Origin of the sequence: Veillonella sp. CHU110 (assembly GCF_003992255.1) — a bacterium.
In the GTDB taxonomy this organism is placed as follows: Bacteria; Bacillota; Negativicutes; order Veillonellales; family Veillonellaceae; genus F0422.
The window spans coordinates 1-14,698 of record NZ_RQVA01000012.1 but is presented as its reverse complement, the minus strand read 5'-3'; the positions used below and the strand labels follow the sequence as shown (position 1 = coordinate 14,698).

Annotated in this window: 8 protein-coding genes; 7 read left to right on the top strand and 1 reads right to left on the bottom strand. The window is 42.9% G+C overall.

Annotation, left to right across the window (positions count from 1 at the left end; translation table 11 throughout):
• Positions 1-14: 14 nt before the first annotated feature.
• Genes EO122_RS06120 through EO122_RS06110 form a run of 3 tightly spaced genes read left to right on the top strand, consistent with a single transcriptional unit; the run spans position 15 to position 3,391 of the window.
• A complete protein-coding gene (locus EO122_RS06120) occupies positions 15-848 on the top strand; it encodes an MBL fold metallo-hydrolase (RefSeq protein WP_127009811.1) in 834 nt (277 codons plus the stop codon).
• Complete coding sequence (locus EO122_RS06115) at positions 849-2,078, top strand: DUF445 family protein (protein ID WP_127009810.1); 1,230 nt, start codon at positions 849-851, stop codon at positions 2,076-2,078.
• Complete coding sequence (locus tag EO122_RS06110) at positions 2,075-3,391, top strand: DUF445 domain-containing protein (protein ID WP_127009809.1); 1,317 nt, start codon at positions 2,075-2,077, stop codon at positions 3,389-3,391. Before EO122_RS06115 ends, EO122_RS06110 begins: the two co-directional genes overlap by 4 nt.
• 313 nt (positions 3,392-3,704) lie before the next feature.
• On the opposite strand, the gene bioB is transcribed toward EO122_RS06110, so the two are convergent.
• Positions 3,705-4,721 (bottom strand): biotin synthase BioB, encoded by a 1,017-nt coding sequence (gene bioB, locus EO122_RS06105; protein ID WP_127009808.1) that lies wholly within the window; start codon positions 4,719-4,721, stop codon positions 3,705-3,707.
• 1,450 nt (positions 4,722-6,171) lie between these two features.
• Here bioB and EO122_RS06100 point away from each other — a divergent pair.
• From EO122_RS06100 to EO122_RS06085, 4 genes are all read left to right on the top strand, one after another.
• Positions 6,172-7,623 (top strand): PLP-dependent aminotransferase family protein, encoded by a 1,452-nt coding sequence (locus tag EO122_RS06100; protein ID WP_127009807.1) that lies wholly within the window; start codon positions 6,172-6,174, stop codon positions 7,621-7,623.
• Position 7,624: 1 nt separating this feature from the next.
• Entirely contained in the window at positions 7,625-8,869 is a 1,245-nt protein-coding gene (locus EO122_RS06095) for a DNA repair exonuclease (protein ID WP_127009806.1), read from the top strand.
• Positions 8,859-11,723: an AAA family ATPase gene (locus tag EO122_RS06090; RefSeq protein ID WP_164725975.1), complete on the top strand. Its 2,865-nt coding sequence runs from the start codon at positions 8,859-8,861 to the stop codon at positions 11,721-11,723. The genes EO122_RS06095 and EO122_RS06090 overlap by 11 nt, the downstream gene beginning before the upstream one ends.
• 912 nt (positions 11,724-12,635) lie before the next feature.
• On the top strand, positions 12,636-13,763 hold the full coding sequence (locus EO122_RS06085; protein ID WP_127009804.1) for an efflux RND transporter periplasmic adaptor subunit: 1,128 nt from the start codon (positions 12,636-12,638) through the stop codon (positions 13,761-13,763).
• The last annotated feature ends 935 nt before the right edge of the window (positions 13,764-14,698 follow it).

The following is a 14,698-nucleotide window of genomic DNA, read 5'->3' as shown; positions in this document are numbered from 1 at the left end:
AATTAGGAGTTAATATGAAAGTTACCTATTTAGAGCATAGCGGTTTTGTCATCGAAGAGGGCAAACGGGCCTATGTATTTGATTACTGGAAAGATCCAGCCGGAGTGATAGATACACTAGTGGAACAAGGCTACGAGTTACATGTCTTTGTATCCCACATCCATCATGATCATTATATGAAATCAATTTTCAAGTATTTACCATATATATACAGTGTTTGGTACCATGAAGATGTGCCAGCTTTGCGAGATGCTTGTCAGCAAGTACAGGATATGCTAGCCCGTCAGCAAGATGGTGAGAAAGCTAGCTTACTGTTAGAAAGAATTAACAATGTTGAGCCTACGGAAGGTCAGATTATATCAGAGGAACGTCTAACAGAAGAGTTGGTACAACAAGTATTTTTTTTGCACTCTATGAAAGTAGGCGACACAGTAGAATCGGACAATCTAACAGTCACCATGTTTGGTTCCACTGATGAAGGGGGTTCGTTCTTAGTAGATACAGGTACGCATCGCATCTTTCACGCGGGAGATTTAAACTGGTGGCATTGGTCTGGAGATACGCCTGAGAATATTGCAGAGGCAAAAGCGTTAAAGGAGAAAGAATTCGCACCTCTATTAGGTTTGTCTGTGGATATTATGATGTTCCCTGTGGATGCTCGCTTAGAAGTAGCCCGTGAATGGGGGGCTTTAGAAGTGTTAGGTATGATGAACACGAAACTATTTATTCCTATGCATGCCAATGGACCTATTTGGGTGCCCTCGGACACATTCCGATACACATACCCAAACCAACGTTGCTGGATTCCAGAACAACCAGGAGATGCAGTGGTAGAGGAAGTGAAGTAAATGACACCATGGTTACAACGACATGGAGCGACTGCTCTACTAGTCTTGATGGCAGTCATATTCTTAGTGACCTATCCCTTTCATAGAGATCCCTTTTGGGGGCTCATTACGCATATTTCAGGGGCTGCCATGATTGGTGGTTTGGCCGATTGGTATGCGGTGACGGCGCTGTTTACGAAGCCTTTGGGGATTCCTTTCAAAACGGCGCTCATTCCTAGGAATAAGGAACGGTTCGTGGAAATGGCACGTCACATGATGGTGGATGAACTCCTTCGGGTGTCTCACATGTACGAGGTGCTGAAACAGGAGCGTGTACCAGGGCGGATAGTTTCATTTATGAATAGTGCCACTGGTCGGGGGTATGTTCATGTGTGTTTTGAGGAACTGAAAGACCATGTATTGCCCCATGTGAAAGAAAATTTATTGCAAGAGCAATTGCTAGGGCACATCAAGAATGGTGTGGAGTCTTGGCGCGTGACGCCTTTTGTGGTTAGTTTGTGCCGTCAACTCTTAGAACCAGAACGAGCAGAGGTGCTATGGATGCACATCAACCGTATGCTTCAACGATTGCTAGCAGCGGAAGGGATTCGCCCCTACTTATTAGGGCTAGTATCCTCTGTGATGAATCGCTATGCAGACCATTCTTTTTTACGAGAATTGGCGCTCGTATTAGGTGGGGAGTCACTTTCACCGGAATACATTACGCACATGATACAGGTGAAAGGCTGCGCCTATTTAATGAGTCAAGAATCCTTGCAGTCGCCCTTGGGGACTGCGGTATATACGAAGGCTCGGTGGGCAGTGGATGAACTTGCACAGAATGGACAGTGGCAACAGAAACTAGAAGATAAAAAGAATGCTTGGTTTCGGGAGTTCATCGAAGATGGCTATGTATTGGAAGATACGTTAGACCTTGCGCATTATGTAGAGCAAGGGGAAGCAGAATTGTATCATTTCTTTGAGCGCTTGGAAACGAATGCTGTGAAAGGCCGCAAGGCAGAGCGGTTTATTCTGTTCCAATTGTTGCACGTTTTAAATTACGTACGCCCTTGGATTGAACACATTGTCGTGCGTGAGATGAATCGATTCACACCAGAGGAAATTACCCGCATATTACAATCTAAACTGGGTTATGATTTGCAGATGATACGCATCAATGGGTCCTTGGTGGGTGCTATTTTAGGCGGTCTCTTCTACGGACTGACCTTGCTGAAAGGAGGGATCCTATGAGCCCTCGTGTTATAGAAACTACTAGGAATCTCTACACAACCTATGCGAATCGATTGCTGATTACCACGGCGGTGCTGTTCACTTTTGTGTGGTGGGGTCAGTGGTATATGACGGCTCCTTGGTATGATGGGTTGTATTGGTTTGTCCAATCTGCCCTTATTGGTAGCGTAGCGGACTGGTTTGCGGTGACTGCTTTATTTCGAAAACCTTTGGGTGTGTCCTTTCATACGGAACTGATTCCACGGAATAAGAATCGCCTCATTGAGGGGATTATCCGTATGGTGAATACGAAACTTCTCACCTATGATCAATGTAAAAGTGCCATTGAACGGGTACAGTTTGTACCGTTTATAGACCAATATATCCGCAGTGATGTAGGTCGGAATACGGTGCGCCAAGGGATTGCCACGGTGTTGTCGGAGTTGTGGGAGCGACGTAGTGATCAGGAGTGGGCCCAATGGGGTGCACAACGGTTGCGGAAATTTTTGCATAATCAATCTTTTATCGGTCCTATGCAACAGACGTTACTCTATGTGTGTGAGCACAATCGCTATGAAAGTGTGGTCATTCGAGGCATCGACTATTTGCAGAGGGTTCTGTATACACCGAAAGCACAGCAATGGCTAGAAGCGGTCATTGAGGAAGAAATCGAAAAGCGCAAGAAAGATGTAGTATCTGCTATGCTCATTGGACTTTCAGAAGGATTGAACATTGTGAACGTCCAAGAAATGGCGAGGGCCATCATCGAAGAAGTGCATCACATGTTAGAACGTTGGAAACAGCCGAACAGCACAGAGCGCCTCGTGTGGTTACACCAATGGGTGGGACCTTTACAGCAGATGGCGTCGAACCGAAGTATTACAAAGACCTTGGATGATGCTATCCAACAGTGGATCGATGTGCAAGATTGGGAGCTCATGTTAGAAACCTATGTATGCCCACGGATTCGTGAAGGTATGGTATCTGCGGATGGGACATCACCAATGGCGATCGCCTTGGAATCGAGCTTTCAAGAGTTGTGGAATCAGTATTGCGAAGAGCCAGGCATGGTGGAACGGTTAGAAGAAGCGTTGACGCATATCATGTTGCACATTGCGTCCAAGAGCCATGGATTTATCGGCATCATCATCCGTGAAGTGCTGCAAAGTTTAAGTACAGAACGGTTCATCCATTTTATTGAAAGTAAGGTGGAAGAAGACCTTGCTTGGATCCGTATTAACGGTGCCCTCGTAGGCGGCGTAGCAGGATTGGGGACATGGCTGTTCCTGTATTATGTGTATGAGCCAGTATTGAAAGGTGTGGGAATCATTTAGGTCTGTATATAGGTTTTAATGAGCTCAATGCTAGCATACCGATACATTGCCTTAGATAGATACAGTGTATGCTCATACTGTATATATGGGGATTGGTAAGCAATGATGAATAGAGGTTTAGTACAAATAATTTTAGGAGTTCGTGCTTGCTGTATCTAAGGTATTTATTATAAAAATTATATATAGCAGAAAACAGGGGACCCAGATTCGATGGAATCGGGCCCCCTGTTCTCATTTGAAAGTTCTATATGGTTGCAGCTCTCTAATTGAGACATATAGGTAATGAAAAAGTCTCGTTGTTACCGTGATAGGATTAAGCTTCTTGTACGGTGTTAAGGTTGAGTTCTAAGTCTTTGATCATTTGAAGATCATCTAATGGAGAACGACCAGCCGTTGTTAGGTAACCACCTACCATGATACCGTTCAAGCCGCCTTTTAATGCGTAAGCTTGTAAGTCACGAAGGTTTACTTCACGACCGCCCGCCGTACGAATTAAGGCCTTTGGCAATACGAAGCGGAACACAGCGAAGGTACGAAGAATTTCCAATGGTGGAATTGGTTCGTTGTTTTCGAAAGGTGTGTTCTTGATTGGGTTTAGAATGTTTAATGGAATAGAATCGACACCTAAACGTTTTAATTCGAAGGCCATTTCTACACGTTGCTCTTTCGTTTCGTTCAAGCCTAAGATGCCGCCGGAGCAAACACGAATGCCAGCTTTTTGGGCATTGGAAATAGTGGACATTTTATCTTCATAAGAATGTGTGGTACAAATATCTGGGAAATGGCTTGGTGCCGTTTCGATGTTGGAGTGATATCGGGTCACGCCAATGTCTTTCAATTGCACTGCTTGCTCATAAGTCAATAGACCAAGGGAGCAGCAAATTTCTAAGCCAGTTTCTTTACGAATACGAGTGAGAGCACTCAAGATTTGCTCGAACTCTTTTGGGTTGTTTGTGTTACGACCGCTTGTTACGATGGAGAAGCGGATAGCCCCAGCTTCTTTTGCTTTTTTAGCAGCGTTCACAATTTCATCCTCTTCCATGAAAGGATACACAGTCACACCAGTGTCATGATGGGCAGATTGAGCACAGAATTTACAGTTTTCTGGGCATTTACCGGAACGGGCGTTCACGATGGCACATAGGTCTACTGTATCGTCATTGAACTTTTGACGGATTTTGTCAGCCATAGCCAATAGTATCATAGTGTCTTCGTCAGACGTGTGAATCAGTTGCTCTGCCTCTTCACGAGTGATCTCGCCACCATCTAATACTTTTTGTGCGTATGCTATGATTGTTTCATAGGAAATAGATTTTGATACAGTTTCCATAATTACACCTCGTAATTTTCATTTGATTTTAATGACTACATCATAATGACTACATTATATATCCATTGTTAACTTGAGTCAATAGAGATGGTGTTAACATTTAAGTCGTCACTTGTTCCGCTATGAATCGTCACTTGTTATGCTATGCAGCCTGTGGCGTTCGTAACTGAATAGGGCAAAGGGAAGAGCACGACATATTCCTCCACAAACTGATACAGTGGTTAGGTTTGCTCCGGAACATGTCGTGCTCTTCTTGCATTTGTGGAATTTAGCTAGTAAGGAGCGCCACAAGGCTGCTACACGTAATGGCGTTCTTCAGGGTTAGGGAAGACCGTAACACACCCCTTTTCAAACCATATAGCGGCTATGTTTGTTCAGGGGGGATGTTACGGTCTTCTGTATTTGTGTGATTCGGGTAGTAATGGAACGCCACAAGTTTACTACTCGTAATGGTGTTTCTTGGGAATTGAAAAAAGGTGATAAGTTCTTATCAAAGGAATCCTGAGGTTGGCTTATTTAGGAGTATATTTTGGGTTTCTGCGATTATGGAATATTATTCTAAATGTATAATTCGTGGTATAATAGGTTCGTAGAAGAGTTAATGACGTGTTGTTAGGCTCATCTCTTCCTCGTATGGGAGGAGGTGGTTGCTATGACTAAATATGAAAAAATCTCCTTGATGATTTCTGTTGCTAGTTTAGCAATTCAGTTCATTGATCTAGTAAAATAGACAATGAAAAAGCCTAACGGATAAGGTCTCACACACCTTAGCACGTTAGGCAATTTCGGTTGAATAGTTTTCGAGATGAGCCTAACGCCAGCACACGTTATTAGCTCTTCTTGTTTATAAGCTAAGTATAGCATTGTTTATTGCTAAATGCAAATATTGCTAGAGTTTACGTGAATATATGGAGAAAAATTGTTGAAATTATAAGTGATAGGTGATACAATAAGCGTAGCTAAAGATTTAATGAATAACACACAAAAACTCCCTAGGGTGCCACCTAGGGAGTTTTACTTTGCATTATTTATAGATCAATACAAAATCTAGGATTGTTACAAGTGAAATAGCAATTCAATCCATTTGCGAATATAGTAGCCAATTATATTCACCAGAATTGCTTTTAAAACAGACTTAACAAAATAACACACAATATCACCTCCTCCTGTTACGGAATCGGTTTTACCTGTAACAAGATTAGTATACCATAAACAGTTATTTAAATATATGCATATTGTTGATAGTTAAGTCGAGTTTATAACGATAAAAATACTTTTGGTGTAGTCATTTTTCGTGTTTACTTTTATAATATAAGGTAAGAGTCTATTTTAAAAATAATGGTTCAAGTTGCTGGAATCATGGAGTAATGAAAGGAACCACTCAAGAGTCGAGAGTTAAAGATAGATATATACATGTAAGCGCGTAAGGTTATTGTTTTGGAGGGCCTAGATGATTGTCCTAGATGCGAATGCAGGGGTTCCCATGTACGAGCAGGTATATGAGGCTGTAAAAGTGCATATTGAGCAAGGCTTATTTCGTCCAGGTCAGCGACTTCCTTCTATACGTGCTATGGCGGCGCAGTTAGGGGTCAGCAAGATTACGGTGGAGCAAGCCTATTTGCAGTTGGCTACGGAAGGATATATTCAAGCTCATAAAAAGGCTCCGTATGAGGTATTAGAGATTTCTCAGCCTTTAGGGGCAGGTTGTGTGACTATGGCTCATGATACGATCAGCTTTGATCTGGCAAGTGAGGATACTGCCGAGAATGGGAACGTATCCTCTACCTTAAACAATGCATTATCTAAAGAGGCGCATACAGATAACTCTCCTATTCTCTACAACTTTGCTACTGGTGCCATGGATCCAGAGGGGTTTGATTTCAAACGATGGAAACGGTTTATTGGTTATGCGTTGCGAGATACGAATCGTCTCATGACCTACGGTCAGTTAGAAGGGGAGCCTGAATTGCGAGAGGCTTTGAATCAATATTTACAACAAGCTAGAGGTGTCAGAGCCACAGCGGAGCGGACACTTGTGACGAGTGGTACGCTTAACTCGTTGCATATCATAGCATCTTTGTTGCAACGTCAGGGAAAATGTAAGGTGGCTATGGAACGTCAAAGCCCTAGTTTTGCGAAAGCAATTTGGAAAGGCTATGGATGTTCTGTATTAGAAGTAGATATACGAGGTCCTCAGCTGATTTCTACATTACAGGAAGCGAATGTAGATGTAGTATACTGTATGCCTTCTCATGGAGACAGTATGGGTCGCGTTATGACGATACAAGAGCGAATGGAGTTATTGCGGTGGGCTCAAGATACAGGGGCCTATGTCATAGAAGATGATTATGACAGTGAACTTCGGTATTATGGAAAGCCAGTTGTATCTTTGCAAGGGCTAGATCGACAAGGTTGTGTCATCTATATGGGGACACCGTCCAAGGTGCTACCCCCATCGATTCGTTTGAGTTATCTGGTATTACCTACCCTGTTGTATACAGACTTTTGCAGATATCGTCATGCCTATGGTCAAAGTGCAGGGGTGCTAGAGCAACTGGCCTGGGCTATGTATATGGAGGCCGGTGAGTGGAATAAACAGATTCGTCGATTACGAAAACATTACTTAGAAAAAAGTAAGTATTTTACGCAGTTGTTGCGTCAATATTTGGGAGCTTCTTATGAGGTGATAGAGCCAGAAGGTGGTGTCTATGCAGGGCTTCGCAAAGCGCATATAGATGGCGCACAGTGTAAACAGCTAGCGTTAGGGGCTGGCTGCGATGTGATTGTCGTCGATACAGATGATACAAATGCAGTAGAAATTTTGTTGTCTTTCAGTGGCATACCTACTCGTGAACTAGAACGGGCTGTACAGGTATTGGCTAAGGCATGGAAAGGGTTATAATATGGGCATACCATTTCGATTTATACAATGTGGGGATCTCCATTTAGGAGCGCCTTTTCGCTATTTAAAGTCCTTTGGCAGATCCTTGGATGAGGCCATGATGCGAGCTACCTATGGGTCCTTTCAAAATATTGTAAACTTGGCCATTCGCCAGCGTGTAGCGGCAGTGCTCATCACGGGAGATATTTACGATGGGGCGGAGCATCCTTTAGAGGCGGAGATGCATTTTGTGCGAGGCTGTGAAAGTTTAGATAAGGAACATATTGCAGTGTATATAGTACAAGGGAATCATGACCCTGCTGAAAGCTGGAAACGGCACATGCCGTTGCCAAAGAATGTGCATATCTTTTCGTCAGAACGGGTGGAACGAGTTCCATTGTTAGTGCGAGGTCAAGAAGTGGCAGCTATTTATGGTCGCAGTATCTCTAGTAGCACCCAATATGATGATCTAACATCGGATATCCATCCGCTGCGAAGTGACCTCTTTTCCATTGCCTTAGTGCATGGAACGGTAGGCAGTCATGAGGGACATGACAGAACGGGACCTTGTTCCGTAGATGCGTTGCGTAGTATTCCGATTCAGTATTGGGCATTTGGCCATATTCATAAGCGGCAGATAGTCAGTGAAAATCCGCATATTGTCTATGCGGGTAATTCACAAGGATTACATCGTAGTGAAAGTGGACCGAAAGGTTGTTATGTGGTTGATGTATCCAGTCGTGGTACGATAGAAGCACGCTTTCACGAGACGAATGTCATCCGATTTGCAGAAGAGACGATTGATTTAGGACAAGTGCAATCCGTATTAGACATGCAAGAAATGTTGCGTCATAAAAAAGAAATGCTGCGGAAGCCAGGTATATCTATGTTATTGACGATTCGCGTAACGGGACAGGGACCACTGTTAGATGTCGTTCGAGATGCTAAGGTGCGAGCTGCATGGATGGAAGAATCTCAATCGGAAGAAAGTGGTAAACACGGTGTGTATATTATAGATATCAACTGTGAATCACTCGAGGCAAGTAGCCCAGGGATAGCACCAGGTATGGTGAGGGATTATGTACAAGCCTTAGATGCTATGCATACAGGAATAGAATCATTAGAGGCGATTGTAAAAGGTCGCCCAGAATGGAAACGGTTAGGTTCATATAGTCGGTTAGTGACAGATACCATGTTGCAATCTGCTTATGATAGAGCAAGAGGCGAAGGAATCCGTTTGTTACAGGGGAATGATCATGAAGATTAAAGAAATATATATAGAACAGTATGGCCCCTATGAGAAGTGGAGCTTTCAACCTCATGAAACAGGGTTGCATGTACTGTATGGACCGAATGGAAGCGGTAAAACAACGTTACTTCAAGCCTTTCGAGGCATTTTGCTAGGAACGAAACGTAAAGAAGAACCAGTGGAAGGTCATATTGTAGTAGAACGTCAAGGAAGAACCTATCACATTGGACGGAAGGGAAAGCAATTAGACTTCTACGAAATAGGAGGGGATCGTTTTACCATAGAACCTGCCGAATTATGGTGGCAGGGGTTAGATAAAAAGACCTATGACCGTATTTTTGCCATTACCCTAGATGATCTACAAGGGGTAGATATTATCCAAGAGGTGGACGTACGTACACGGTTCTTCGGTGCCGAAGGTGGGGAATCCTTGGGGACTCTCGTGAAAGACGTGGATGAATTAGCTAGTCAATTGTTAGTGGCATCTCCTACAGGGAAACGGACCATCAATACATTGTTGGAACGGTTGCAAGAGATTGAGCAAGATATTTCGAGACTACAACAGGGAGAGCGAGAGTATTATCGATGGCAAGAATCGCTAGCAGCCCTAGAGGAGCAAGAAGCCTCTTTGCAAGAACAACGGCAAGAACGAAAAGAGTACATCCAAGAAGTAGAGCGTGTACTTCGAGCTTGGGACACCTATAAACGAGGAGAAGAAGCAAAGCAGAATATGCATCGTTTCCACGTGGATCAGCCATTAGAGCGAGAAGCCTTTTTAGAATTAGATGAAGAGATTCGTCGATGCCAAGAATATATGCGCATTTGGCGTGGTAAAGAAGATGGCTTAGTGCCGGATAATTTTGATCCAGAAGATGCACTGGGAATGTACGAGAAGGAAATTGAAGCCTTATACCAAGAGGTGTCTAAATGGACGCAATTAGAAAAAGAATGTCGTGAAGGAGATTTGTACTTGGGAAAAGTGCAAGCTCAATTGGCTTTCATCCGTAAATCTCATGTGTATTGGCGTGATGTGGATACGTTTCCTCATGATGTCAATTGGTATGATGGAGAGCAGGCAGCCCGTCAGTTGCGCAGTGCTCGTGAGGCCTATGAAGCGTGGCAACGGAGAGAACCTTTTCCTCAAGATGAGAGCGCTCGTGAGGTGACTAATGCGGTGAAAGCATTGGAAGAGAAGCAAGCTGCGTTGGAAGCGATGAAAGAAGCCTATCTATCTGAACAGAGTACTCCCGCTACGGAGACTGTGACGTCGGGGCGTTCCTATTACATCGGTGCTGTGATACTAGTGGCACTAGGTATCATCTTGTTGGGATGGCACATGGCGTATGCAGAAACACTGGGTGTACCAGCTATGGCGGGTGTACTAGCTCTATTGATAGGTGCGGGATGTGCTTATAAGGGATATGCGTTTGGTAAAGCTAAGGTCGTACAAGTATCTACTAAGGATTTTTCAAACTTGGAAACGCGAGCTGGGCGATCTATGCCAACGACGGAATCTGAGTATGAAGCGTTACTTTCAGAGATAGAGACTATATCCGAACAGATTAAGGCCTATGGCGATGATGTCAACCATTTTAAAGCCTATGAAGTGATGAAGGCACAATGGGTAGCAGAGGGCAAATCCTTAGAGCTAGCCGGTAGTGAAGCTATGGATGTATGGGAAGCATGGCTTCCGAAAGAAGCAAAGCAGACAAATCGAGATGATGCTTTCTATGGTATGAAAGAAGAATACCAAGCGTATCATGAACGATTGCGTGAGTTTGAAGGCTATCAAAAGCAAGTACGGTTACATCATGAACAATTGGAAGCGATTGTAAATCGATGTCGCACATTATGGGGTTCTTTACAGTTGACTACATTGCCATCGATTGTAGAATTGCGTGTGGTGTATAATCAATTACAGTTACATAAGCAGAATCGTGTACGGTGGGAGCAAAAGGAAAGCCAGCGTAAAAATTATCGCGAAGAATATGCTACATGGAGTAAAAAGGAAAAAGAACTGTTCTTAGCGCAAGAAGAGTTGATTCAAAAGGCTGGGGCTAAGAGTGCGGCAGAATATCGTCAGCGATTGTTACAACAGGACCAGTATAAACAATGGGATACGATTTATCGACAAAGTCAACGACAATTGGAGTTGTTGGCGCCTAAAGAGTTGCATCGAGATGTGTGGTACCGTCGTCTGCAAGGTAATGATAAAGGAAAGTGGGAGTTAGAATACACTCGTAGTGAAAAAGAGTTAGGAAAAATTGAAGCGTCCTTGCAAGCTTTGTATGAAGAACGAGGTACTTTGCAAGAGTCGATGCGGCACTTGAGTACATCCCATGCGATATCGGAAGCATTGTTGCGAAAAGAACAGCTAGAAGCGGAATTACGCGAGGCCTTGGAAGAGTGGATGACCTATGTGTTCATCAACCATGGTATGGAACTGGCGCAACAAGAATACGAAACAGATCGGCAACCAGCTATGCTGGCTAGGGCTTCTGCGTATGTGAAAGCCATGACAGGTGGTATTTACACATTGCATATGGATGATACCCATAAAGGGGCGTATGTAGAAGATACAACGGGCCGAGAGATTCCATTAAGGAAATGGAGCAGTGGTCTTGGAGATCAAGTGTATTTGGCATTGCGACTAAGCCTAGCAGAGTCTTTTGCAGAAAAAGTAGAATCTATGCCGTTACTGTTGGACGATGTACTAGTGCGCTTTGACATGGAACGACAAAAATTGACATTGCAGGTCATAGAACGGTTGAGTGAGCATACACAGGTGTTCCTGTTTACATGCCATGAGACGACCAGTCAGTTGGCTAGTGAAAGAGTACATCGATTTGACCTCACTTGTCCTGCTATATAGCCTGTGACGGTCTTAACTCAATATGATAAAGGAAAGAGCACGACACATTCCTCCGCAAACTGATCCTACGGTAGGTCGTCTCTTGCTATACTATATACTTTTTGACGGTCATGACTAATGCAGTTCAATGCAAGACCGCAACACACTCCTTCTCAAACTGATCCTTCGGTAGGTTTGTTCAGGAGTATGTTGCGGTCTTTTGTGTTTCTATGATTTAGGTAGTTAGGGGCCCGCCACAAGGCTACTACTCGTGACGGCGTTCCTTTGGGGGATAGTTTGTGGATTGCTTTTAAACATGATTTAGTGATATACACGAATGTGATATAATGAAGGCGTAGAAGTGTCGCTAACGTGAGTTGGGCTCATCTCTTCCTATTATGGGAGGAGGTGGTACTATGAAAAAGTTTAGAAAAATTGATCTATTGATTTTAATTCTAAAGTTACTAGTACATCTCATTGATTGGTTTAAATAAACTAATTAATGAAAAAGCCTAACGTAAAAGATAAGTACTGCTAATACTTATACACGTTAGGCTATCCATTTTGAAGCTTTAGAGATGAGCCTAACGCCTTCACACGTTGGTGGCTCTTCTTTTATTGCTTTAAGTATAGCACTAAACTCAGCAAAAGACAATGCACTTGTTCTGCTATGTAGGCTGTTAACTGAATAAGGTAAAGGAAAGAGCGCGATACATTCCTCCACAAACTGATCCTACGGTAGGTTTGCTCCGGAATATGTCGTGCTCTTTTGCCTTTGTGTGATTTAGGCAGTTAAGGGCTGCCACAAGGCTACTACGTATAACTGCGTTTCTCTGTGTGGGAATGATGTGAGGGTGGCATATAACTGCGTTCGATTCTAGATATTCCCTTTATATCGTAGTATAATACAACGTATACGAGAGGAGTTTTGTTATGAAGTATGGTTGGATACGAACGTATTGGAAATATATAGCTATTGTATCTGTGGTTGTCATTGTAGGCAGTGTGTATATGATGATGCAACCTACAAAAGTGCAAGTGGAGCAACCGGTGGAACGACAAATGCCGGTGCGGATTAGTCATGAGGCCAATATTACGGCTTTACATAAGGCGAGTATTGAATCGCCTGTATCGGGTAGTGTGTCTGCTTTCACGGTGAAAGTAGGCGATACGGTGAAAGCAGGTCAAGTGCTGGCGTTGATTGATACGACGTCGTTACAACAGCAACTACAAATGTTGTTAGGCCAACTGCAAGAGGCTCGAAGTAGAGCGGTGCAACATAGTTCAACTACAACGGTAGTAGGCGGAAGTGTATCTTCGGGGGATGTGGAACGTGCACGTCATATGCGCGATGCGGGGATTATTACGAGTCGAGAATATGAAACGATTGCGGCCAGAGCACAATCTTCTGTTGTATCTGTCCCCTCCAATGCGAGAGGATCAGCAGTGGATACATCAGGGATAGAAGCGGCCATTGCTAAAGTACAGGCGCAAATGGCAGCTGCGCAAATCGTGTCGCCCATGGATGGAAAGGTAGCGGCAATTTATAATGAAGATAGAAAAATAGCTATCGAAGGAAAACCGCTCATATTAGTACAACAGGATTCACCCGTGATCGCAACACTAAGTGTACCGCAAAGTTTTGGGGCTATACTGAATCAACCGAACCAAACAGGACCTATACAGGTATATCTAGAGGTTGATGGTAAGCAAATTCCTGGTCAAATCACGTATGTGGGAGTGGAGAATGGGCCTAGTACGACGGTGAAAGCGACTTTCACGGTGGAACCTGGTGTCATTACGATTGGCGAGTTTTATACGTTGGTTATTGAAACAAATGCAGAAGCACCGGCACTTACATTACCGAAAGATGTTATTCGAAGCGGTGATGATGGAAGTTTTGTGTATGTATTAACGGATGATAACACAATTGATATACGCACCATCGAAGTCGGACTTGAGACTGATGGCTATGTGACGATATTAGATGGATTGCAGGCCACAGATAGAGTAGTTACAACAAAAGGGACATTTGAATTGGGTGAAAGCGTTCGCTTGTGATGCTATTTTATCTTATGCCGTATGTATATATATGGTAAAGAATGACCGCAACATACTCCTTTTCAAACTGATGCCTTCGCTAGGTTTGTTCAGGAGCATGTTGCGGTCTTTTTGTATTTATATTATAGGTAACAAAATGGCATAAGGAAGTTTACGCATCATTGCGCTCTCTTGAGAAGAAATAAGAAAGGTTTGATATGAGGTGATTTACTTGGTTTGTTCAGGATCATAGTGTATTTTTGTATTTAAATTATGGCATAGTAAAATGATATAAAACAATTTTACATAACTGCGGTCTCTTGTATGGGGGTAAGAAAATAATAATGATAGATTATATGAATCGGTAAGTATATACAGGAGTATGGTGTTAACTTTTGTATTTGCATTATAAATAGGAAAAACCCTAAGATAGTTTGGTGAAAATTGTGCACTCCAGTTAGGGTCTTGCCAGATAGTATCAAAGTTATTACTATGTTGAAAATATATAGTAAGTTATACCTTGTAATGAGTCGTGAAGTGATAGGGTATAGATAAATACATAATAGAAAAGATATGATGAGCGGAGAGGGAATGGGGGTATCGAAAAAAAGAAAAATGGGGGTTGCATTTTACTAAAAAATGGCATATACTATTAAAAGTGTTCAGGAGAACACATGGAAATAACTCGAAAGAGTTATAAAAAAGATTAAAATAACTGTTGACACAAACTTGTGAATCTGTTATCATAATCTAGTCGCCACAACACAGGGGTGTGAAAGACAAAGTTGATCTTTGAAAACTGAACAATGTAAGATAATTACTTCGAAAGAAGTAAACATAAGCCAGAGTGCGGGTTTCATATAGTTGAAACCAACCAAAAAATTCTAGCCAAGCAATTGGCAACAACGAAAATGAATGAGCTATCAAATAGCTTCAAGATATCTTGGAGAGTTTGA